The sequence below is a fragment of the Enterovibrio sp. QJM3NY_24 genome (assembly GCF_057786035.1).
The window spans coordinates 645,760-668,877 of the sequence record NZ_CM173520.1 but is presented as its reverse complement, the minus strand read 5'-3'; the positions used below and the strand labels follow the sequence as shown (position 1 = coordinate 668,877).

Annotated in this window: 21 protein-coding genes and 2 pseudogenes; 16 read left to right on the top strand and 7 right to left on the bottom strand. The window is 47.4% G+C overall.

Translation table 11 applies throughout. The features are described from left to right. Nucleotides 1-198 precede the first annotated feature (198 nt). From AC3CIC_RS19385 to AC3CIC_RS19335, 11 genes and pseudogenes are all read left to right on the top strand, one after another. The gene (locus AC3CIC_RS19385; RefSeq protein ID WP_016962510.1) at nucleotides 199-660 is read left to right on the top strand and encodes a TetR/AcrR family transcriptional regulator; all 462 of its coding nucleotides are present in this window, start codon (nucleotides 199-201) and stop codon (nucleotides 658-660) included. A 231-nt stretch (nucleotides 661-891) separates the two neighbouring features. Further along, complete coding sequence (locus tag AC3CIC_RS19380; RefSeq protein ID WP_488516771.1) at nucleotides 892-2,094, top strand: acetate/propionate family kinase; 1,203 nt, start codon at nucleotides 892-894, stop codon at nucleotides 2,092-2,094. Between the two features lie 260 nt (nucleotides 2,095-2,354). Further along, a complete protein-coding gene (locus AC3CIC_RS19375) occupies nucleotides 2,355-2,654 on the top strand; it encodes a hypothetical protein (protein WP_488516770.1) in 300 nt (99 codons plus the stop codon). Beyond that, a complete protein-coding gene (locus AC3CIC_RS19370; RefSeq protein WP_488516769.1) occupies nucleotides 2,617-3,396 on the top strand; it encodes a hypothetical protein in 780 nt (259 codons plus the stop codon). The genes AC3CIC_RS19375 and AC3CIC_RS19370 overlap by 38 nt, the downstream gene beginning before the upstream one ends. Before the next feature lie 56 nt (nucleotides 3,397-3,452). Continuing rightward, nucleotides 3,453-5,291: an ABC transporter ATP-binding protein gene (locus tag AC3CIC_RS19365; protein WP_488516768.1), complete on the top strand. Its 1,839-nt coding sequence runs from the start codon at nucleotides 3,453-3,455 to the stop codon at nucleotides 5,289-5,291. After that, entirely contained in the window at nucleotides 5,281-6,876 is a 1,596-nt protein-coding gene (locus AC3CIC_RS19360; RefSeq protein ID WP_488516767.1) for an ABC transporter ATP-binding protein, read from the top strand. The genes AC3CIC_RS19365 and AC3CIC_RS19360 overlap by 11 nt, the downstream gene beginning before the upstream one ends. Before the next feature lie 44 nt (nucleotides 6,877-6,920). Next, on the top strand, nucleotides 6,921-7,064 hold the full coding sequence (locus AC3CIC_RS19355; RefSeq protein WP_488516766.1) for a hypothetical protein: 144 nt from the start codon (nucleotides 6,921-6,923) through the stop codon (nucleotides 7,062-7,064). Between the two features lie 76 nt (nucleotides 7,065-7,140). Then, nucleotides 7,141-8,591 (top strand): annotated as a pseudogene (locus AC3CIC_RS19350) (glutathione synthase). 60 nt (nucleotides 8,592-8,651) lie between these two features. Then, on the top strand, nucleotides 8,652-9,197 hold the full coding sequence (gene sigZ, locus AC3CIC_RS19345; protein WP_488516765.1) for an RNA polymerase sigma factor SigZ: 546 nt from the start codon (nucleotides 8,652-8,654) through the stop codon (nucleotides 9,195-9,197). A gap of 171 nt (nucleotides 9,198-9,368) precedes the next feature. Then, nucleotides 9,369-9,506 carry a hypothetical protein gene (locus AC3CIC_RS19340; protein ID WP_198928362.1) on the top strand — a complete coding sequence of 46 codons (138 nt, stop codon included), beginning with the start codon at nucleotides 9,369-9,371 and terminating at the stop codon, nucleotides 9,504-9,506. A gap of 246 nt (nucleotides 9,507-9,752) precedes the next feature. Continuing rightward, nucleotides 9,753-10,283, top strand: a complete 531-nt coding sequence (locus tag AC3CIC_RS19335) for a hypothetical protein (protein WP_488516764.1) — start codon at nucleotides 9,753-9,755, stop codon at nucleotides 10,281-10,283. Between the two features lie 72 nt (nucleotides 10,284-10,355). Here AC3CIC_RS19335 and AC3CIC_RS19330 read toward each other — a convergent pair whose 3' ends face one another. The 5 genes from AC3CIC_RS19330 to AC3CIC_RS19310 form a co-directional block, all read right to left on the bottom strand. Then, nucleotides 10,356-11,720: an amidohydrolase family protein gene (locus AC3CIC_RS19330; RefSeq protein ID WP_488516763.1), complete on the bottom strand. Its 1,365-nt coding sequence runs from the start codon at nucleotides 11,718-11,720 to the stop codon at nucleotides 10,356-10,358. Continuing rightward, nucleotides 11,717-13,021, bottom strand: a complete 1,305-nt coding sequence (locus AC3CIC_RS19325; protein ID WP_488516762.1) for a solute carrier family 23 protein — start codon at nucleotides 13,019-13,021, stop codon at nucleotides 11,717-11,719. The genes AC3CIC_RS19330 and AC3CIC_RS19325 overlap by 4 nt, the downstream gene beginning before the upstream one ends. 458 nt (nucleotides 13,022-13,479) lie before the next feature. Beyond that, nucleotides 13,480-13,734: a MipA/OmpV family protein gene (locus AC3CIC_RS19320; protein WP_488516843.1), complete on the bottom strand. Its 255-nt coding sequence runs from the start codon at nucleotides 13,732-13,734 to the stop codon at nucleotides 13,480-13,482. Beyond that, nucleotides 13,617-13,973: a MipA/OmpV family protein gene (locus AC3CIC_RS19315; RefSeq protein WP_488516842.1), complete on the bottom strand. Its 357-nt coding sequence runs from the start codon at nucleotides 13,971-13,973 to the stop codon at nucleotides 13,617-13,619. Before AC3CIC_RS19315 ends, AC3CIC_RS19320 begins: the two co-directional genes overlap by 118 nt. A gap of 127 nt (nucleotides 13,974-14,100) precedes the next feature. Beyond that, nucleotides 14,101-14,661, bottom strand: coding sequence for a helix-turn-helix domain-containing protein (locus AC3CIC_RS19310; RefSeq protein ID WP_488516761.1), 561 nt, complete (start codon nucleotides 14,659-14,661; stop codon nucleotides 14,101-14,103). A gap of 88 nt (nucleotides 14,662-14,749) precedes the next feature. Here AC3CIC_RS19310 and AC3CIC_RS19305 point away from each other — a divergent pair, with 88 nt between their 5' ends. Both AC3CIC_RS19305 and AC3CIC_RS19300 read left to right on the top strand, forming a co-directional pair. After that, nucleotides 14,750-15,940, top strand: coding sequence for a benzoate/H(+) symporter BenE family transporter (locus tag AC3CIC_RS19305; protein WP_488516760.1), 1,191 nt, complete (start codon nucleotides 14,750-14,752; stop codon nucleotides 15,938-15,940). 303 nt (nucleotides 15,941-16,243) lie between these two features. Next, entirely contained in the window at nucleotides 16,244-17,011 is a 768-nt protein-coding gene (locus AC3CIC_RS19300; protein ID WP_488516759.1) for an IclR family transcriptional regulator, read from the top strand. 59 nt (nucleotides 17,012-17,070) lie between these two features. On the opposite strand, the pseudogene AC3CIC_RS19295 reads toward AC3CIC_RS19300, so the two are convergent. Then, nucleotides 17,071-18,684 (bottom strand): annotated as a pseudogene (locus AC3CIC_RS19295) (GMC family oxidoreductase). A gap of 431 nt (nucleotides 18,685-19,115) precedes the next feature. Here AC3CIC_RS19295 and AC3CIC_RS19290 point away from each other — a divergent pair. The 3 genes from AC3CIC_RS19290 to AC3CIC_RS19280 all read left to right on the top strand — a co-directional run bounded on the left by AC3CIC_RS19290 (nucleotide 19,116) and on the right by AC3CIC_RS19280 (nucleotide 22,196). Further along, nucleotides 19,116-20,279: a TRAP transporter substrate-binding protein gene (locus AC3CIC_RS19290; RefSeq protein ID WP_488516841.1), complete on the top strand. Its 1,164-nt coding sequence runs from the start codon at nucleotides 19,116-19,118 to the stop codon at nucleotides 20,277-20,279. Nucleotides 20,280-20,369: 90 nt separating this feature from the next. Next, nucleotides 20,370-20,897: a TRAP transporter small permease gene (locus AC3CIC_RS19285; RefSeq protein WP_394209137.1), complete on the top strand. Its 528-nt coding sequence runs from the start codon at nucleotides 20,370-20,372 to the stop codon at nucleotides 20,895-20,897. Between the two features lie 9 nt (nucleotides 20,898-20,906). After that, nucleotides 20,907-22,196 carry a TRAP transporter large permease gene (locus tag AC3CIC_RS19280; RefSeq protein ID WP_488516758.1) on the top strand — a complete coding sequence of 430 codons (1,290 nt, stop codon included), beginning with the start codon at nucleotides 20,907-20,909 and terminating at the stop codon, nucleotides 22,194-22,196. Nucleotides 22,197-22,302: 106 nt separating this feature from the next. Here AC3CIC_RS19280 and AC3CIC_RS19275 read toward each other — a convergent pair whose 3' ends face one another. Then, on the bottom strand, nucleotides 22,303-23,064 hold the full coding sequence (locus AC3CIC_RS19275; protein ID WP_488516757.1) for an IclR family transcriptional regulator: 762 nt from the start codon (nucleotides 23,062-23,064) through the stop codon (nucleotides 22,303-22,305). Nucleotides 23,065-23,118: the final 54 nt, after the last annotated feature.

Sequence of the window (23,118 nt, the reverse complement as noted above, 5' to 3'; positions counted from 1 at the left end):
ACGTCTTTTGCTCATAAAGTGTACACATGTACTATCTTTAAGATCGTTAACTTAAGGGTAGGTGGTCGGTAAACTCTTTCGTTTTAAGCGTAATCAAGCTCTACGGTAATGCGACATAAATAATAGAAGCGCTTGCAGCAGTAGAACTGATGTCTTGATTGTTACAGTTGATTGAAGCCAAGAAACAGGGATAAGACCATGCCAAAGAGAAGCAAAGAAGATACTGAAGTCACGATAAGAACGATCCTTGATGCGGTGGTTGACCAATTGGTTACGCTTGGATACGACAAGATGTCATACACAACACTGAGTCAGCAGACAGGCATATCTCGTACAGGGATCAGCCACCACTTTCCAAAGAAAACCGATTTCATTACACGTCTAGATGACAGGTTACTGAACATATTGATCGATCGGTTAGATCTAGAAGGCGATAAGCGTACATTCATTGAGAGCTGGCTAACCGCACTTCGATCTGACAACCGATTTACTGCCGTTCTCCGCCTCTTCTTTCTTCACTCCGTTTCGTCGGAAAATGCAGTAGAGTTCACCAGCCATGCCAGCCGAAAATTGCATGATGTGTGCTGTAATCGCTATGGTGAAGAGTTCGAAAAAGAGTTTGAATGGCTGCTAGGCAAGTCGCTTCTTACCATGGCCTGAATTGCCAAATAGCTTGACTTTTAAAGCGCCTATATCGGCGTTTTTTTGTGTCTTATGGAGACTGATAACGTTCATTTTTGTCAGTAAGCGTGCGCATTTTTGATCTGAAACATTAAAAGGTTAAAAAACGTTTAATCATTCAAATAAACATTGTGTAGTTAAAAATTAATTGAATAATGGAGATTCTGAATCTGAGTATTCCGTATCACCCATTTGCCAACGAGATTTTTCATGAGCAATTCACTAGTACTGGTCCTCAACGCAGGCAGTTCCTCCCTTAAATTCGCATTGATGAATGCACAATCTGGCGAGGCTATCCTATCTGGCCTTGGCGAGTGCTTCGGTCTTGACGATGCGCGCATTAGCTGGAAACGCGAAGGACAAGACAAGCAAGAAGTTATGCTTGAACAAGGTGGTAGTCACCACGAGAAAGCGGTGGGAATCATCGTTGAATTGGTCGAAAACATGGATGTTGGCAGCCAATTGGTTGCTATTGGTCACCGCGTCGTTCACGGCGGTGAGAAGTTTGCTACTGCAACGCTGATTGATGAAAGCGTAGTCGCTGAAATTGATGCACTGAGTGATTTGGCTCCGCTTCACAATCCAGCAAACGTCATGGGCATTCGTGCTGCCATGAAGGCTTTCCCAAGCTTGCCACAAGTTGCAGTGTTCGATACCGCGTTCCACCAAACTATGCCGCAGAAAGCGTTTACGGGCGCTATCTCAAACGAACTTTATACAGAATACGGTATTCGTCGCTACGGCTTCCACGGCACTAGCCACTACTTTGTTAGCCGTGAAGCAGCAAAGGTATTGGACAAGAAGATTGAAGACACCAACGTTATCTCTGTTCACTTGGGCAACGGTGCATCGGTGTGTGCTGTGCGCAATGGCGAATCGGTAGATACCTCAATGGGCTTCACACCGCTAGCTGGCCTGATGATGGGGACACGCTCTGGCGACTTGGACCCAGGTATCATCGAGTTCTTGCTGAAAAAAGGCTGGAGCCAAGAGCAAGTGTTCGACACCTTGAACAAGAAATCGGGTTTCCTAGGTGTATCCGGACTAACGTCTGATGCACGTGGCATTCTTGAAGCCATGGATAACGGTCACGAAGGTGCAAAACTGGCCTTTGAAGTGTTCACCTATCGTGTTGCTAAGTTCATCAGTTCTTACATGATCACCCTCGACAGCCTTGATGCCATCATCTTTACGGGCGGGATCGGTGAGAACTCACTGCCAATTCGTCGTGAAGTGCTCAAGAACCTAAGAATTTTGGGTTTTGTTGAAGACGAAACGGGTAATGAAGCAGCACGCTTCGGCAAAGGCGGCATGATTGCAAAATCTGACCTCCTGGATGCTGTCGTGTTGGTTATCCCAACGAACGAAGAATTCGTGATTGCATCGCAAGCTGTTGAGTTCACTAAGCAATAAATCAATATCGCGTTGAGTTAAGAAAAGCCGCTGATGAGAGTCAGCGGCTTTTTTGTGTTCTCCAAGCTCTACATGTTTGAAGGTGGTCAAATTTATAGAGTGAGAAGCCACTCGATCCATTTAGCGGCATCGGGCTAAAAATAAATGTCACTTTTCGTCGTCTTTTCTCGTTTGTCTGCGTCTTATAGGTAAAGAACACTGAAACACCACGCATGTTTTATGTGGTGATTTTATGTCACTCATTACTGAATATAAGAAAGATGACGAAAAAACTAGAGAAAGTATTGGTAGGCACGCTAGGAGGCATCCGCCGCGGTATTGAAAAGGAAACCATTCGGACAACGCCTAAAGGCGCATTGGCGAAAACCTTACACCCTAGAACCTTGGGTTCTGCTTTAACGCATCCGTTTATCACCACTGATTTTGCGGAAGCTCAGCTGGAGTTGATCACGCCAGCCTACACAAACAAAAACCAGATGTTTGATTGTTTGTCCTCATTGCATCATTTCGTTTCGGGCGTATTTGAAAGGCGTTTCAGCGCTGTTGGCGATGCCGAGTGAGCAATACCGTCATTTGAACGACAATCAGCAACTCAACAACGCCATTTTACAGCTTGAAAACGAACTCTACGGCTCAGTGAGACCGAAAGTCGTGAATGCAGAATTGCGTCCATTGGAAGCCATGTGTCGTCATGGTGTGGAGTATGTTGAGCTTCGCACGGTAGACAACAATCCCTATTTGCCGCTCGGTCTGAGTGAAGCCCAGAGCGATTTCCTCGATCTCTTCCTCACGCATTGTGCGCTCGCGCCGAGCCCATCGTTGACCCGTGAAGAGCAATTAATGATTCAACAGCGTGTTGAATTAGTGACAACAATGGGAAGAAAACCAGGCCTTATGCTGCCGACGGTCGATGGTGACGTGTCGCTTGTTGAATTAGGAGAAGCGCTATTAGGTGCGATGGATGATGTCGCCGCCTTGTTTGATAGCGGTTTCAACACGCAGGCGCATTCGTTGAGCCTTTCGTTGGAAAAACAGAAGCTGTCCGATATGTCATTAACGCCTTCTGCGATGATGCTGGCCGACATGACAGCGAATGACATTGGTTATCGTGAACTGGTTCAACGATTGTCTGAAGGGCACATGTTGACACACAGCGCGTATCCCGTTTCGGCAGAGACGGTAGGCCAGCTCAATGATCTTGAGACGACGTTACTCAATCAGCAAGCCGAATTGGAGCATGTGCAGGAATTGTCATTCAGCACATTCTTGACCAAGAAAACAGCCATCACGTGCGATTGCTAATTGTGATTGATAACTGTGATTGATAACTTCGGCTACTAATACGAATAGATGACCCCATGGAATTAATTTGGAAAATGCGCGGCTACATGAAGCTATGTACTCGCCGATATTTGATCGCGTTTTTTGCGCTGCAAACCGTCGCGATACTTAACCTTGCACCACCTTGGCTAATTGGCCGTATTGTTGATGCGATCAGTAATGATGCGTTGACAAGCCAATTACTGATAACCCACTTAGCGGGTATCTTTGTCGCCGCGATTGCCATGTATGCCCTCAGGTATGTATGGAATAGCCAGCTTTATGGGGCAGCAATAGAGATCTCCCGTGTGATCCGTCGAGATTTGTTTTTGCATTTCACGGCCATGTCACCGTCGTTTTATGGCAAGCACAGTGCGGGCGATTTAATGGCACATGCCACCAATGACCTGAATGCGGTGGAATCCGCTGCGGGTGATGGCGTGATGACGCTGGTGGATTCGTTAATTGCAGGCTTTACCGTGATCTTCGGTATGGTGTTTTTGGTTAGCGGCCATCTCACCGCCGTCGCATTGTTGCCGTTTCCGCTGTTGGTACTGGTTACCAATCGTTACGGCGCAGGTATGCAAAAACACTTTGGACGCGCGCAGCAGGCATTCTCTCACCTGAACGAGGAAGTGCGTGAAACTGTCGCAGGTATTCGTGCCGTGCGTTCTCATGGCATTAACCCACGACAAAAAGCGCGCTTTGGTGAAAAGCTGGATGAGACGTTAGCAGCCAACATTGATGTTGCGAAAGTCGATTCACTGTTTGGGCCAACCATTCAATTGATCTACGGCACTTCGTTCGTCATCACCCTTGCTTATGGCGGATGGATGATCAGTGAAAATGCCATTACGGTTGGTTTGTTTACGAGCTTCACGTTGTACCTTGCGCAGTTACTGGGGCCGTTCCTGCAATTTGGCTGGCAGTTCAACGTGTTCCAACGTGGTAATACGTCGTGGAAACGTCTTGAAGCGTTGTTTGCTCAAAAGCCAGACGTGATAGAAGGACACGCCGTGATTCCTAACGGCGCTCCTTCGAACCTTTCTGTGAATGTGCGTTCATTTGCTTACACCTCATCTACTGATACCTCATCCGCTGACACATCAATACCGGTACTCAAAGACGTGGCGTTTACGATACCAGCGGGTGGTTTTATTGGCATCACCGGCCCAACAGGCGGTGGGAAAAGTACCCTGATCAGTTTGATCATGCGTCAATACGGTTTGAGCGATATGCAATCTGAGATCACCTTGGCAGGGATGAACACCGAGCACCTGACGTTTGATTCACTACGCGGAAAATTGGCTTGGGTGCCTCAAAAGCCGCTGTTGTTCTCGGGTTCAATTTCAGAAAACATTGCCATGGGGAAACCTCATGCAACAGACGAAGAAATCGCGTTTGTCGCCGAAATGGCAGGTATCAAGCAGGAAATTGAAGCGATGACGGGCGGGTTTAATGCCCCGCTTAATGAGAATGGAGCAAACCTGTCTGGTGGTCAGCGACAGCGTGTAGCGTTGGCGCGTGCATTGTTGGTGGATGCCGATATCTTGCTGTTGGATGACCCATTCAGTGCACTAGACATGAAAACAGAGGCCATCGTTCGTCATAACTTGAAGAAACACTATGGTCATAAGTCCATGCTGTTGGTGACACAACGGCTCCCTAACTTACGACATGCTGACGACATTCTCGTGCTCGATCAAGGCGAGGTGATTGAACGCGGCAAGCATCAGGCATTAATGGCAGAAAAGGGTTGGTACGCCGCCGTGTATGAACGCCAAGCTCACACGCATGTTCAGTTAAACACGTCAATCACGCATGACAATCATGACGTTAATAACGCCGATGCGGAGGAGGGAAGCCATGTTGAGTAAATCTATGGGGCGTCTCGTTCGTTTCACCTTGCCACACAAGGCGCGATTTGCCGTTGCCTTTGCATTCATGTTGGTGTCTGTATCCGCGGAAATGGCGATTCCTTGGCTGGCGAAAGTCATCATTGACGAAGTGATCGTGCCTCAGCAGTTTGATTGGAAGCACTTAGGCGTGCTAAGTGCCGCCGTATTGCTGCTTTATATGTGCCAAGCAGGCTTTCAGTATTTGCAGTCTCTCTCGTTTAAGCATGGCGCCTTGTTGGTGGTCAACGATGTTCGCAAGCAGCTGTTTGATCATGTATTGAGACTGCCGATTGCGGCGTTTGACCGCCTATCAACAGGTCGTATGGTGTCTTATGTCACTAACGACACCGAATCGCTGCGTGATCTGTTTGTTTCGACCTTTCCCACTGTCATTCAGGGAAGTTTGCGCATCGTGGGTATTTTCATTGCGATAGCGTTGCTGGATTGGCGTTTGGCGATTATCAGCCTGGCATTGATTCCGGTGCTGCTAGCAACCATGCAGATCTACCGCAAGGTGTCGACGCCCGTGTTTAATGGTATTCGCGTTCAGATTAGCCATATCAACAACACTATCAGTGAATCGCTTCAAGGCATGTCATTGGTTCAGGCATTTCGCCAAGAGAACGCGTTTAAAGCGCGCTTCGAGAAAGACAACGATACATGGTTTAACTTCCGCACCCGCTCGATCGCCGTAGACAGTTTGATGCTGCTGCCATTCACGCGCTTGGTTGGTTCATTAACCGCGCTTGGCATCGTGGCTTGGTTTGGCAATGCTTCGCTACAAACCGTGGTCGAAGTCGGTACGCTTTACGCCTTCTTGAACTACATCGAACGCTTCTTCGAACCGTTTAGGCAGCTGTCGATGGAACTTCGAAAGATGCAGGTGGCGCTGGTGTCCTCCGCGCGCATTTTCGAAATCCTTGATGAACCTGTGCATCACGCCCAAAAAGACGATGCGCCAATGGTCGAACTTGCGCCACAAAAAGACATCGAGTTCAAGCATGTGCGTTTAGCGTATGAAGAGGGCGTTAACGCGCTGGATGATGTCAGCTTCGTGGCAAAAAGCGGCCAGTTCACAGCCATTGTCGCCCCTAGTGGTAGTGGGAAAAGTTCGGTGGTGAACCTGCTGATGCGTTTTTATCCGCATCATGAAGGCGACATTTTGGTGGGTGGACAACGCATCGACGATCTGCCTGATGCGCAAATTCGTCGTCTGTTTGGCTTGGTCTCGCAAGACCCTTACATGTTTAGCGGATCCATTCGAGAGAACATCGACTTAATGCAGCGTGAAACCCGCTCAGATGTTGCGATTGATGCCGCCAGAGAAGTGAATGCATCGGCGTTTATCGAGCGCTTGCCTGAAGGGTATGAACATCAACCCGGCAATGGCGGTTCATCATTGTCTGTGGGTGAAAAGCAACTGATTGCGTTGGCACGCGTTTTGCTCACGGGCCAGAGATCTATTTGCTGGATGAAGCGACGGCCAACATTGACAGCGAAACCGAAGAAACCGTTAAAAGCGCGTTATCAAATATTCAACATGGACGAACAGTCATTGCGGTAGCGCACCGCCTTTCAACCATTAAGAATGCGGATCAAATATTAGTGATGAGCAAAGGGAAGGTTGTCCAACGCGGTACCCATGACGAGCTAGTGGCTCAAATTGGCGAGTACCGAGAGTTATATCTTGCACAGAAAGAACAAGAAGAACATGAAACTGAAAATGCCCATCTCGGCTTGGCAACAGCATGAAACGTCATCAAATGGCGTCATGCGCAGCGTTAAAACACAAACAACATGCGTCGAAGGGAGCAGTAAGGTGAACACAGTGAATTCTCCAATCGTTGATAAACAAATCACAGACGAAGCATGCCAGTGGCAAATCATGCATGGCGTGGCAATAAAAAATGCGGATGGAACCGCGAGACATTGTCCGTATAGCCTTGCCCCGATGACCATGAAACGTCATGTGTTCGACCACATAATGAATGTGACGCCGATGCTGACCAAATTGATCAGCCAAGTGTCAGAAGACCACGCTTTTCTGCAGTCATCACTTCGCAGCATGGCGAACGCGGATCCGTTCTTTGGCCGTTTGCTGAAAATGCATACGCAAATTCACGGGACGGAACACGCGCCGTTAATGGCAGAACGCAAGCCGCTCCTTTTGATGCGAACCGATTACATGGATGACCGTGAACAAGGTGCGAAAGTGATCGAATTCAACGGTATTGCAGCGGGAATGGGGCCTTTTGGCCAGCGTGCCAATGAACTGCATGACTACATGCGCCCCAATGGCCGGATACCTATAACACATGGGTAGAATCGCCAACTGCTGTCCCTGCAGACAATGCCTGTTTAGACCAATTGGCGCACGGTATTGCGATTGCTGCGCAAGAAATTCGATCGCATTTTGGTGGTGAAGGGCAGCACACATTCTTGATGGTGGTGCAAAAGAACGAAGACAATGTTTATGACCAGCATCTATTGGAAGTGGCATTGCAACAACGTGGTGTTCGCACGGTGCGCCGAACGTTTGACCAATTATCGACGCAATTATCGACTGGCGAAAACCAACGCTTGATCTTGAAAGACATTGGGGCGATTGATGTGGTATATCTCCGCGTCGGTTACCAATATTCAGACTATTTTGCGCCTGAATTGTGCGAAGACGAGTGTTGCGAAACGCTGAGCCAAACCCGCGTGTTTATTGAACAGCACCATGTGGCAGTGAACGCGACCGTAGGGCAACAATTGGCAACCAGCAAAACCATGCAGATGCTCCTCACCATGATGACGGCGCGAGATTTAACCCGCTGGGCATTGAGCGAAGAAGAAGCGTTGCGAGTGAAAAGTGTATTGGCAGACATGTTGCCAGTTAGCGCACAAACCATCGCGTGGTTTAAAGCGGACGCTGACAAACATGCTTGGGTGCTGAAAAACCAAGGCGAAGGCGGTGGTCACTGTGTATTCGGTGACGACATTGTAAATAAGCTCGCCAGCTTAAAGCCTGAAGATTATGATGCGTGGGCACTGATGCAGCGGCTATATCCACACGAACGAGAACGCCCGACCATTGCCGTGCGCGATGGGAAGCAAACGCTTGTGGATGATCTTGTCAGTGAAATAGGTCTGTTTACGGCCTACTTCAACGGCGTGCCTGTCACAGAGTACAGTGGCTACGCTGGCTACTTAGTGCGAAGTAAACCAGCACAAGAAAACGAAGGCGGCATTCATAGCGGTAAGGGGATAGTAGATTCCATCACGCTTATCGAATAGATTCGGTCGACAATGAAAATCGATAGCCGCGAGTGATCGCGGCGCTTAAAGAGTGAAACGATGACAATTGAAACAGTGTGGGGTGAGTACCAATCGAGTGTGAAAGCTTTTCTTCATTCGAAAGTATCCAGCTCTGATGATGTCGAAGACTTGTTGCAAGACATCTTGCTGAAAACCTATCTTCACCTTAATGAAGTGAAAGACAGGACGAAAGTGAAGTCTTGGCTGTTTCAGGTGGCGAACAATGCCATTATCGATTTTTATCGTCAAAAGGGTCGCTTAAATCAAATTGGTCAAGAAGACCTTTGGTTTGAGAAAGAAAAGGAACAAGTGCGAGAAGATCTTCTCACTTGCCTGCTGCCTTTTATTCAAGCGCTGCCGGAAGAAGACGCAGAAATGCTCACGTCCATTGAGCTTCATGGACAGTCCCAAAAGGCGTATGCCGAAGAAATGGGAATCAACTACTCGACGCTGAAATCACGCCTTAAAAAAAGCCGAGAAAAGATCAATTCGCTATTTCACGCGTGCTGCGAATTGTCTCTCGATAAGAATGGGAGTGTGATTGATTACGAAGCGCGTCAGAAAGGCGATGTGCGCTGCCAATAACGGTTCTAAAAATCCGCGGTTTAAAACCGTCTTAGAAAGGCGGTTTTTTGTCCTTATGTCATTGAATGGTCACTAAGCGTAAAGCTAGGTAAATCTCCTTCTTTTTGCAGCGAAAACAACGATACTTGCTGCGTTGTTTGGGTATAAGCAAAAATAATAAGGATTTACTCAATGAAAAAACTCGCAATTGCTGCACTTGTGCTTTTCGGTCTAACGGGCACTGCGTATGCGTTAGACACGCATTTGACACACGACTGGTCAATGCCAAGCCTTTCATTCTTTGATTGCCACAATGGTGGTCATCACTAACGGCTTTTTGAGTCATTTAATCGCTTTGCCGTAGAGCCACATATTGTGGCTCTTTTTGTGTCCGCTTAATGAAAGCCGCTTTGATTTCTCTTTGCAAAAACAACAATGCCAGTGAGCAAACAGTGACATATGTGAACGCCGATTCCTTGGTTGCAGTTGAACTCTATTTTGAGACATCTCACGTGCTTTCAGTGGTGTTAATGTTCTCTCGGCATGGGATGTAAATAAGAATAAAAAGGAAAGAGTATGAAGAAATTAGCGTTGGCGATAGTGGTAACCGCAACTTTGTCTGGTTGTGCGGATAAAGATTTAGGACAAGTGGTTAATGATGGTGTTAATGGTGCCATAAATGGGGTTTTAGGCTCTGTAGGGGGCATTGGCACCGTGGTGAAAAATGACAAGGGCTTTAGCGTAGAGAAAGAGACGATTTCGATTTTCGACGCAGAAAGATCAAGTCGAGATTATGGTTCGATAACAGTGACCAAAACAGTAAAAAACCCCAATTCCAGAACGGAAGTATTTGTCGAAAGTTGCTCTCAGCCGAGAACGGGTTCTTTGGAATGCAATGGGAATCTCTTTGAAGTGTCGCCGGAAGGCTGGCTCGCGGATGATAGTATTTTCATTGCAAGCGAGGGGACTTATCAAACGATTACCGTTGCGGCGGGCAAGTACTATTTTAAAGTGCAATCTAAAGAGACCGGCACAAAGTATTATGCGACCGGCGAGGCCACTATAGCGCCGTACAAAACGAATTATATCTCTATTGTTCTTGAATGATGAGCGAGCGATGAGAGCACACTAACAAAACCTCCCATACACACGTAGGGGAGGTTGAGTGATGGTCAGAAATTATCGAACTTGCTTGCCTTGTACCCAGACTTTGTCGATATCGCAGCGTTGGCCCAATGACACGATTTTCTCCAAAATATCGCGAGGGCTGTCCATATCCTGCCAGATTCGTAGGTTACCCAAGGCACTCGGTTTGATAACGAGCGCATCGAAATGGAAATCTTTCTCGAACAGACCCACTTTTTCATTCAATACACGTCCACCGCCCGCGGTTGCCATCCAGAATGCATCAACAAAGCTAACACGCGAACCAGCAACGCCGCGCTCTCCTGCCGCCAAACGTGAATCTACACCGTCTTCGCGAACGCGAGAATGGGTAACAGCGTCAAAACTGGCGCGGAATATCGAAGGAGATGGTGCGCCTGCAATATCACTGCCGAGGCCAATGCTTACGCCGCTATCTAGTAATTCACGCGTGTGCATGGCGGCGTTGGCAAAATACATATTCGACAGCGGGCAGTGGCCAATCCCCGCATCAAATTCTTTCATTACAGCAACGTCGTTGTCGGTCAGGAAAATAGAGTGTGCCAGCACGGTTTTGTTATTCAACAACCCAGCTTCAGCATAGATCTCAATGTCGGACTTGCCATAGTGTTGTAATGCATAATCCCGTGCCCAGTCGCTTTCAGAGCAATGCGTTTGCATGTGAACGTCGTGGTGCTGAACCAGTTTGCCTAATTCCCGTAGCAATGTTTCGGTGCAACTCGGCACGAAGCGAGGTGTGATCACTGGCTTCACTAAGCCGTGTTCATTGCCTTTCATGCCGCGCACGTTGTGAATGAATGCTTCCGTGTCAGCGAGTGATTGCTCAACCGATGACTCGCGATAGAACGCAGGACATTGCTCTGCGTTGTCCATGTTGATTCTGCCAACGAACGCGCGTTGGCCCTGTTCAAGGCTGATGTTTGCGAGAAGCACTGAGGCTTCACGATGTATAGACGCAAAGTACACCGCGCTGGTGGTTCCGTTCGCCAAAAGTGTGCGGGTCACGTCTTGATACACACTTTCAGCAAACGCCAAGTCGCTATAACGGTTTTCCAGTGGGAAAGTGTAGTTTTGGAGCCAATCGTAAAGCGGCAGATCTAACCCTTTACCAGCTTGTGGCCACTGCGGAGCGTGACAGTGCAAGTCAACCAAACCTGGCATCAGGTACTGGCCTTTCTCAACGGTGATCAGCGTCAGTGAGTCGCATAATGCGTTCAGATGAACGCTGTAATCCACATCGTCAGAATGGAAGGTAGCTACAATGTCGCCACGTAAATCAACAAGGATCAAGAAGTCTGGAATGAACGCCAGCTCGCCTTTTACAGGGGCATGGAAAGTGTCTGCCAAAATGCCGAATTGAATCTGGGTCATGTTAATCATGCCTTGGCCTCTTGTGATGCTTCTTCAGGAAGAATGAAATTCAGAATAACCGCAGCCAGCGCGCCAATAGCAATGCCTGAGTTCGCCAAATATCCCACGAGTTCAGGGAGCGCATAAATGATTTCACGAGGCATCAGAACCGCACCCAGTGAAAGCATAATAGGCAAACCGATCACCAACATGTTGCGTTCGGTAAGCTGTATGTTCTGGACAACGCGAAAACCGTTCATGGCAATCACCACACAGATAACCGCAAATATGCCGGCAATTACTGCATGCGGTACGGAAGCAATCAGGCTAGTGAGCTTTGGAACAAGGCCAAGGACGAGAAGAATAAAGCCGCCTGCGATAATCGCGCGACGTGAAGCCACACCGGTTACGGCAATGATTCCTGCATTAGTGGAATAACCTGTCACAGGGCTTCCGCCCAATAGGGAACAGATAAATTGACCTGCTGCTTCACCCGTTGCGCCGCGGTTCAAACGGTTGTCATCCAAATCGGAACCCGTGACCGCAGTAACCGCGCACCAAGTGCCTGTGGTTTCAACCAGTACGATCATGGTGACAAACAACAGCGTCATGATGGCGAGTGGGTCGAATACCAGTGCGCCAAACGGCAGCAAGCTTGGAAGCTCAATCCATGCGGCGTGGGATACGGCAGAGAAGTCCGCCATGCCCATTGACGCAGCAACGAGTGTACCAACAACAATGGCTCCTAGAACGGATGCCAAACGTAGCCAATGAAGTTGCTTGATAAAGCAGCCAAGTAAAATGAACGCGCTTAGTGAGAACATACTCGCCATGGCGATAAGAATATTCGCAGCGGGGCGGTCGACGGTGTAAATGCCATTAAATGCCACAGGCAACAAAGAGATGCCCACGACAATTATCACCGTACCACCGACGATGGGGGGGACGAAGGTTTTGACCAACTTACTGAACAGGTTCAAAGGGCGACCGAGTAGCGCGACACAAATCGCGACGGGGATCATCGCACCATACACCGCGCCCATGCCCATAGATTTACCAATTGCGGCAATGGCGCCGATAGGAATGTAAGAGGGGCCTTGCATGACGGGTAATTTGAGTAAGAAGCCAGATTGGATAATGGTACACAGACCCGCAACGATAAACGTCATTTGGATGAGAGAAGATGTATCACCAACGGAAAGAGAAAGTAAACCCGCAAGGATAATTGGGACGATGTAGAGGTCCATCGCCAGCACATGTTGTGCACCAAGAGACAAAGATTTCGGCAAAGAGATCTTTTCATCGATATTCAAAGGAACAGCAGTTTTCATAGGTTTTAGTACCAAAGTGAGTCTTGAAATCGGCAGGCGTACACTTGGCCCTTTGGTGAGCAACCAACGTCAGTAACGCCTTGAAATTGGCGCGCATCTTACTCGCTTTTTGAAGGAAGGCAATCGTTTGCGTATGGGTTTTTATCGATCTCTCTCGATTGCGTGTTTGAGTGGTGGTTTTGTGGGCACTTTAAGAAAACCCGTCGAAGCATAAACGATTCGACCGTGCGAATTCTTCATTATTGATGTGAACTTAGGATGTATATTTAATATGCCTGTCCTCACATAGGCGTTGTCCTCAGATAGGCGTTCAGGGTGAGTGTTTGGCTGAGTGTGTTCAGCCAAACCTCTCTCAGACGCTAAAACACCCATTGTGCTGTCGGTAAAACAGGTAAGGTGTTCATTGCGTCAGTGTGCGGAAAAATAAGCCTGATGTTGTCGTCAGGCTTTTGCGCGTTTTAGAAGTGATAGGCGATGGTCGCTCCAACCATCCACTGGTTAGCGCTGTCTACAATGGGAGAGTCAGCAACGTCGCTGCCTAAACTTGTGTATTGCGTTGACTGTGTCAGGTTCCAGCTTTCACTGAGAGGATAAATCAGCTTGTATCCCAACTCATAAGCCACACTGCTGTCACCGGTGTAGGCTGGGCGATTGGCTCGCGCTTCGTTTTGATTGACGCCAAAATAGTAGTCGACAAAGTCTTTACTTTGCAGCATACACCGGCGAAAGAGACAAAATCAGCATCACCGATGGTGGCAATGTCGAAGTATCTTGCACCAGCTATATATCCTTTGTATGCGCCCGATACATCGTGTTGGAAGTAGGTCGAAATCACGCCTGTCCCGAGTCTAAAATCTACGTTCAAGCCGAGGTCGACACTCAAGTCGCGGTCATCCATACCTTTTAGAAAATCTGAGGTGTCATCGTCATACGCTAGCCCAACGCTGGTCAGGATAACCCCGATGTTTACCTGATCACTGTCTGTACCGTAGTCACGATTTTCTCCAAAATATCGCGAGGGCTGTCCATATCCTGCCAGATTCGTCGGTTATCCAAGGCACTCGGGAATGCTCTGCTGCCTACTTGTGAGGGTAATGAATAACATTATGGAAAACAGCATTTACTTCGCCGATGTTTTTGTAGCCATGAACCTGGTTAGCACTGAAGCGTACGGCTTGTCCTGCAAGTAACGTATGCCATTCACCATCAAACAATACCGCCATCTCGCCAGAAATACACAGGATGTGTTCGGTAACGCCAAGATTGTGAGGATCGGATTCATGCTGATAATGGGGTGCGAGGGTTAGTTCGAATATTTCAAAGCCTAGTGCCGGTTCGAAAGGAAACAACAAGCTGACAAAAAATCCAACATTGTATTCCTCACGCCTTAATTCGCTCGCATCTCTGAAAAGACTGGTGAGTTCATTATTGGAACTGGTCGCGATAAAACTAGAAAATGACACATCGAACCCCGATGCTATTTGCCACAGTTTTGCTACGGTTGGGCTTGATTCGCCGCGCTCAACTTGCCCCAGCATTGCTTTGCTCACTCCAGTAGCTTTCGCTGCTTTGTCTAAGCTCCACCCTTTTTCTTTACGAAGACGCTTTAAGTGTTCACCGACTTTTATTTCTGTTTGCATATTTTCTCAACAAATAACTTGTGCGCTATAACGCACGGATGCTAGGTTGATTAAGTAGACGTTATAACGCACACAGGGACGAATTAACATGACTAAGCTAAAACTTTCCCATGTAAGTACGGGTTTTATCGCCGTTTTCATTGGTTATGCGAGTGCCGCAGCGATAATTTTCCAAGCCGCGATGAGTGCTGGTGCCACTGAAGAGCAGGTAGCTTCATGGTTTTGGGCGTTGGGGATAGGTATGGGTGTAACCACCATAGCGCTCTCATATCGCTATAAGAAACCTATCGTCACTGCGTGGTCTACACCTGGCGCGGCATTGTTAATTACATCCCTCGAAGGGCTGACAATGAATCAGGCAATTGCCGTGTTTTTGTTTAGTTCTGCGTTAATTACGATAGTTGGATTAGCGGGAATATTTGAAAGAGTACTGAAACAGATACCAACAGCGATAGCATCTGCCATGCTAGCGGGCATTTTACTGCAATTTGGATTGGGCTTGTTTACGTCACTGGTTGAAGAAGGTCAAGTTGTCTTTGTCATGCTGGCAGTGTTTATAGTGGCAAGGATTTGGTTAGGTAACTTATTGATTCCAATTATTTTCATCGTTGCGCTGGGAATGTGTATTGGTATGGAGAAGCTAGATGTCAGTGCGGTGACGATGGGTTTAACCGTTCCTGTATTCATGACTCCAGATTTTGAGTTTTTCTCGTTGGTCAGTGTTGGAATACCCCTGTTTATCGTGACCATGGCCTCGCAGAATTTACCGGGATTTGCGGTATTGAAAGCGAATGGTTACCGCGTTGATTCGTCCAAAGTGATAACAACCACAGGTGTGACAGGTCTGTTATTAGCGCCGTTTGGTGGCTTTGCTTTTAATCTTGCCGCAATCACTGGCGCAATTTGTATGGGGCCAAATGCGGATGAAAACCCAAAGACACGTTATATGGCCGGGATTTCGATGGGTGTGTTTTACCTTTTAGCGGGCATCATGGGCATGTCATTTGTTTCTCTATTTAGTGCAGTTCCCGAAGCGATTGTCATTGCGATTGCAGGTCTTGCGGTGATGCCAACACTAATGAACAGCTTAGCAGTGTCGATGTCAGACACTCAGTATCGAGAGCCAGCACTGCTTACGTTTCTGTTCACCGCGTCTGGAACGAATTTATTTGGTATCGGCAGCGCTTTTTGGGGGTTGTGTATCGGACTGTTCTGCTGCTGGTTCTACAATTATGGGGCTAGCGCGGTTCGTAAAAATGGCTCTTCGTCGATTGAATAACGGGAACCACTTCGAGCATTGAACGCAATACTATCGCTCTGATATCAGTGCGTTACCGTTTAGAAATAGTTGTTTTGATTTGCTCTCATCATCTCTTTTTTTCTTTCTCTGACATAAAAGAACATCGCAATGCGATGTTTAATGGCATGCTTATCCAATATGATTTTGTGAACATTCAGGACTCAATGTCTCAATTAATGGATGAGAGTTGGCTATCCTTATCGATGCTTAATAAAATCAAGATACTTTGATGTTTCATTTTTCACGTTCCAATAAAGAACAAACGACAAACGGAAGGGTAGAATGAAGGAAACACAATCAACGCTTATTCGTGGCTTTCATATCCTTGAAAAGATTGTGAAAGCAGACAAGCCGCTCTCGAGTGTTTATCTTGCCGAAGAGTTAGATCTTCCAAAACAAACCGTTCACCGGATCGCGCAACAGATGGAAGAAGAGGGGCTCTTGCAGCGAGAGCCAGATGGCAAACGCTTCACCGCGGGTCCTCGTTTACGGGATCTAGCCAGAGACACGCTAAAGAATTCCTCCATCAATGTGCACCGCTATACCATTCTTAAAGAGCTGTCTGACGAGGTAGGGGAAACCTGCAATCTGACCATTTTGGACGGCTATGAAATTTTGTATTTAGAACGCGTCGAAACTAACTGGCCTTATCGCATTCACTTGCCTGTTGGCACGCATTATCCGCTGCATTGTACCGCATCCGGAAAACTGTTCTTGGCGGACATGAAAGCGTCAGCGCGTAAACGTCTGCTCAAAAGCATGAACCTCACGCGTGAAACGGCCCAAACCATCACTGATATCTATCAGTTAGAAACCCATTTGGCGAAAATCGCCGAAGATGGAGTCGGTATGGATTCAGGAGAGTTTCTTGATGATATGGTCGCGCTTGCTGTTCCTGTGATTGACAACGATAACCGTGTTGCGTTTACCGTGGCAGTGCATGCGCCTTCTGCTCGAAAAACGCCGGAAGAACTCAGGCAGTATTTACCGCTGTTGCGTCGCGCGGCTCAGCGTTTGGCGGTGGCTGAATTCGGTATCTCCGACGAGTAAGCAGCAAAGGCGATTTCATCGCCAATTGCTGTGTTTGTAATGCGCGATTTTCCTAATATTTAATGTGGGATACCGTTGTCTTCCAAAATCATGTCTGATGCCTTTTCGGCGATCATAATAGTGGGTGCATTGGTGTTGCCAGAGGCGATCTCCGGCATGATCGATGCGTCAACCACACGTAAATTCTTCACTCCATAAACCTGTAGCCTTGGGTTCACGACGGCCATGTCATCAAGGCCCATTTTGCATGTGCTGGTAGGGTGATAAATGGTTTGGCTGTATTCTCTCGCCGCGACTAATAATTCTTCATCAGTTTGGTATTTCTCTCCAGGTACATATTCACTCAAAATATGTTCAGAAAGCGGTGGCGTGCTGGCGATACTTCGGGCCACTTTTATTGCATTGATGATCACGGTTTGGTCGCGTTCATCCGAAAGGTAGCGGGGCTGAATGGCAGGGTGCGCAAGGGGATCTGTCGAGGTGATTTTTACACTTCCTCGGCTGTAAGGGCGAAGTTGACACACTGATGCAGTAAACGCAGAAAATGGGTGTACGCCATCTCCCGGTTTATCCGCACTCAGAGGTTGCATGTGAAATTGAATATCTGGGCGTGTTAAATGAGGGTCTGATTGGGTGAAAATGGTGACTTGGCTTGCCGCCAGCGTCAGTGGGCCAGTGCGATTAAAGAGATATTGCATCGCCACCATGACGCGTTTTACGAGACTGTTTAATTCATCATTGAGCGTTCGTTCGCTGGTTTTGAATACCAATCGGACTTGAAGGTGATCTTGCAAATTTTCCCCTACGCCTGCTAGATCATGTAACACCGGAATATTGAGTTCATTGAGCAGAGAAGCTGGGCCAATGCCAGAGAGTTGAAGCAGTTGTGGTGATCCGATGGCACCTGCGCTCAAAATGACTTCACGATTTGCCATGATTTGACGTTTTACATTGTCTTTAAGCACTTCAATGCCGATGGCAGTTTTGCCTTCAAACAGTACTTTTGACACATGGTGATGGGTAAGAATATCTAAATTTTCTCTGTGTTTAGCGGGGCGTAGAAAGGATTTTGCCGTACTCCAACGAAAGCCCTTATATGCCGTTTGTTGGAAGTATCCGACGCCTTCTTGAACGTCACCATTGCAATCAGGATTGTAGGGGATGCCTAGCTTAATTGCTGAGTTAATAAAATGGTCAGCAATGGGGCGACGTAATCGTAAATCACTGACTTTTTGCGGACCGTTTACCCCATGGAAATCATCCGAGCCGCGTTCTTGGTCCTCTGATTTTTTAAAGTAGGGTAGAACTTCTTGATAAGACCAGCCTTGGTTCCCCAACGCTGCCCAATGGTCGTAATCTTCCGCTTGCCCGCGAACATACAGCAAACCATTGAGTGCGCTAGAACCCCCAAGCACTTTTCCTCTTGGTCATTGTAATTGGCGTGAATTAATACCGGGATCAGGCTCGGTGACATAACACCAATCCGTTTTTGGGTTATGCATGGTTTTGAAATATCCCACCGGTATATGTAACCAGGGATTGTTGTCTTTCCCGCCAGCTTCTATCAAAAGCACCCGAATGGAAGGGTTTTCGGACAGTCTATTGGCGAGTACACACCCAGCTGATCCCGCACCAACCACGATAAAATCGTAATGATTTGAAGATAATCCCATCTTTTCCCTCCTCCCTGTTTGCTAGTTGATGTCATGAACTCAAGGCGACATCCTCTTGACTCAATCCAAATATGGAAATTCTCAAACATTAAAATATGAGACTAATGATCTCGATTTTCATAGTCAAGGCTTGAATTTTGGTTTTTCTATGCCATAAATGGAATGTTCTGGTTCGAAAATTAACCAGCCATTAACATTTTGGTGATTGGATAATGATGAAGAGCGAGGGACAAATATATCGACTGAACGTTGGATTGCTTGGATTTCAGAGTTAGCGGTGGTGAATGCCATCCGCTCTGTTTGAGAACGCAAATGTCGGCATGCCAGCGTAAACGTTTGAGCGAAAGCCAACACAAAGGAGTGCGAGCATGAGCAAGAATCGGGAGATACTCACGAGAAGGGACTTTATGAAGGTGTCCGCCCATTTTGGGATGACATCAACCCTGATCGCTGCGGGTACATTGGGAGTAGGAGCCACCGTATCCACGCTGGCGAGAGCCGCCGAGAATACCCAAAACGAACGCTATTCTGCACCGCCAAAGTTCCAATTGAAATTTGGTGCGTCAGGTTTTAACGAGAAAAACCTCGATATTCAAAAATCGGCACAGCTTTTTTTCGCTAGAGACCTTGAGCAACGGACAAACGGCGCGATTCGCGTTGAGTTTATTGGAAGTAACCAAATCTGTGGACAAACCAACTGTGTGAAAAAAACACAGCAGGGCATTGTCGACATGTATTCAGCTTCGACCCAAAACTCCGCAGGGGGTGCACCGTATCTCAATGTGTTGGATTACGCCTATATGTTCCCATCCCGCGCTTCTCAATTTCATTTTTTCTACAGTAAGAAAAGTGAACCGTTATTTAGAGAGCCCCTTCGCCAGCGTCACAAATTGCAATTTTTGTTTACGCACTGTGAGTTACGAGGCATTCAACTTGGCTTGAAATGGAAAGATAAGCCATTGGTGACATCCATCGATCAACTTGCAGGAACAAAAAACCGCGTTACGGGAACGCAACTCGGGCGAATCGCCATGCAGTTGATGAACCTCAACCCTGTCCCAATCGCTTGGGAAGAGACGTTAGATGGCTTGAAGCAGGGCTTGATCGACGGCGCTGAAACCTGGATGGGCGCGGTGGCGTATGCCGGTATGGCTCCTGTGGTTTCGCAATGTGTTGATCTCAAATTCTTCTCGGGTACGGAACACACTGCAATGAGTTTGCCTGTGTTCGATAAGCTGGGCTCAGATCTTCAAGACGACGTGATGGAGTCTGCTTATGTCGCGCAAATCTTTACGCAAGGTATGAATGAAGCCGCGCTTACTGACATTGTCGGTGCGACAAACCCGCCACGACCAGGCACCATTTTCGCGGAAAACAACACCCGCGTTGCCACCTTGTCTGACGCTGAATTGCGTAAAGCCGAGGAAATGTGTTCGCCAGAGTTTAATCCAGAACCTTGGCAGCAATGGCGAGATCGCTTAAACAAGTGGTCGGGTGGTCACGATACCTACCAAGAAATCTACGACATTGCGCGAGAAATTCCTCGCGATACGCAAGTTGTTAATGTGCCGCCACAACGCTGGTGGACGAGCTAAATACCGTCGCGCTGAGTCTGTTTGCTGATGTGAAAACGCATCTGCAAACTGGCCTGCGCGTATCTTTATTCAACGATCTGTGAGGTCAGCATGAAACCGCTACATACCTTGCTCAAATGGTTAGATGAAAACACGGAAAAGGTCATCATCTTGATCACCTATTCAAGTATGGCTGGCATTATTTTCGTAGAGGTTGTTCGGCGGTTTTTGTTCAACCAACAAGTACCATGGAGCACGACTGTGCCTGTGCTGCTTTTCCTCTGGGTGACCTGGTTTGGTGCCTCGTACAACATCAAAAAACGCACACATTTAGCCTTAACAGAAGTTCGGGCGCGACTCTCTTATCGCCTTCAATTTTTCTGTCTGATATTGGATGCAGTGCTCTGGATTACCTTTGCAGGCATCGTGATTTACCATGCGACCAATCAAACGTATATCGCCTATGACAATTTCGCGATTGTGGGTGGTACTGATGATGTCATGGAGTGGTGGTTTTATCTCGCCACACCGCTCGCATGGGGGTTGATAGTGATTCGCGTGCTGCAAAATTTGGCCAAAGACATTAAGCAATATCAGCGTAAAGAGCCGTTTGTGCTTCAAGCGTCGTTACTGGATTAGGAGCAGAATATGGAAGACGGCACACTTATTACGCTGATCTCTCTTGGTGTGACGCTGCTATTTATTATCGGCGTTCCCATTTTTCTCGTAATTGGTTTTTGGGTTGTCGGTTGCAGCCTGGTTATCGATTTTACTCTCGCCAATATTGGCGTGACTTTGTTCGAAGGTTTGAATTTCTTCGGCTTGCTGGCGTTACCGCTGTTCATTATGACGGGGGATTTAATCAATGCTGCAGGCATTGCCAAACGTATGTCGGATTTCGCGTATTCCATCTTGGGGTGGGTGAGAGGCGGCTTAGGCATGGCGACCATAGGTGCTTGTGGCATGTTCGCGGCCATATCGGGTTCAAATGCGGGCACGACGGCGACGATTGGCTCTATTATGCAGCCCGAAATGGTAAAGAATAATTACGATGAGCGTTTTGCAGCTGCAACAGCGGCGGCGGGTGGTACCGTTGGGATCATCATCCCGCCGAGTATCATCTTTATCGTTTATGGTTTTTTGCTGGACCTCTCCATCAGCGACTTGTTCGTCGGTGGCATGCTACCAGGCTTACTCATGGTGATCGCCATGCAGTTAGCATGTTATGTGGTTTGTAAGAAAAACGGTTGGGGGAATTTAATCAAATTTGAACCCAAGCGTATTCTTAAAACCGGCTTGAAAGCCTACCTTGGCATTATCGCTATCGGCATTGTGATATACGGCATTTATTCGGGTGCGTTTTCTCCCACAGAAGCGGCGGGTGTAACGGTCGGGTTTTGTTTGATAGCGGGCGTGCTTATCACGCGCCAAATCAAGCTGCGAGAACTGCCGAACATTTTACTTCGCTCCGGGCAAATCACAGGCATGCTAGCGCCCTTGATTGCGGTGTCTGTTGTGATGCAGCAGTTGCTGTCATTGCTGGGTGCAGGCGAAGTGGTGCGAGGGTGGATGTCAGCGATTGGTGATCCCACTTTTGTGTTGATTGCCTGCATGATGTTGGTGCTGTTGGCGGGAACCGTGTTAGAAAGCCTGCCAAATACCATCATTCTCGCGCCCATCCTTGCGCCAATTGCTTACAGCGTGGGGGTTGACCCTATTCACTTTGCGGTGATCTTTTTGGTTGGGGATGCCATTGGCTTTATTACGCCGCCGTATGGGTTGAACCTGTATGTCGCCAGCGGAATAACGGGGATACCGTACTTCACCATTGTGAAATATGTACTGCCGTATCTGTTTGCGCTCATGGTCGCGTGGATGATCATTGCATTCTGGTCGCCACTCTCAACCTATTTGGTGCAATTCTCGGCGGTCGGCTAGACAGCTTAGATTTCAGAACTAGCAGAAATCATCTATAACGAAAAACGGCGCTTTCTAACAGCGCCGTTTTTGTTTCTGGCCAGTATTCGGGCGTATATGATCATATTTATCTGGAAGGGATTCGGATGAATGATGCAACTTCTTGTATTATGGGGAAAACCTTTTTTACTAAGCGTTTATCATCCCATTCGCTTGTTTTAAATATTGCGACAATGCAGGCTATTATCTCTTTGTCATAATTAAGTATAGGCACTGAGATATTTATCTTTCCATGACTGATCTCTTGATTAGTTATGCAATATCCATTTTGCTTGAACTTCTGCACTTCATTCTTGATGTCTTCTTCATTTGTGATTGTCAGTGGCGTGAATGGTTTTTTGGCTTCCTTCTCCAAAATTGAGTCAACCTTGTTATCATCAAAAGTGGAAAGGAATATCCTCCCCGAGCTTGTACAGTAAATGGGCACCGTAAAGCCTGGATAATCGTTAGGGTAGGCTTCCGTGATGCTTTGTAGTGGAATGAGATAAACCACTTTTTCTTGGTGATAAACACTGACGCCCACGCGTGCATCCAAGTTCTGACGCAGATTGATAATATGGGGATTTATAGCACTCACCAAATTATTCTGACTGAGGTAACTACTTGCTGGAAGTAGCATTTTTAAGGAGAGTTCATATCGCTTTGAGGTTGGACTCTTGGTCAAATACCCCAGTTCTTCAAGTGTGTAAACATATCGTTGTACCGCACTTTTCCCCATTCCAGTAACTTGAACGAGTTCGGTCAAACTCATGCTTTGCGTTCTCACGTCAAAAGCTTCAATAATTTCAAAGGCTTTCTTAACCGAGCCGACAAATAAGCGATTCTCCATCTACTAAATCCTCAGAAATAAGACATTTGAAAGCAAGATCTGGTTTGCGATCGT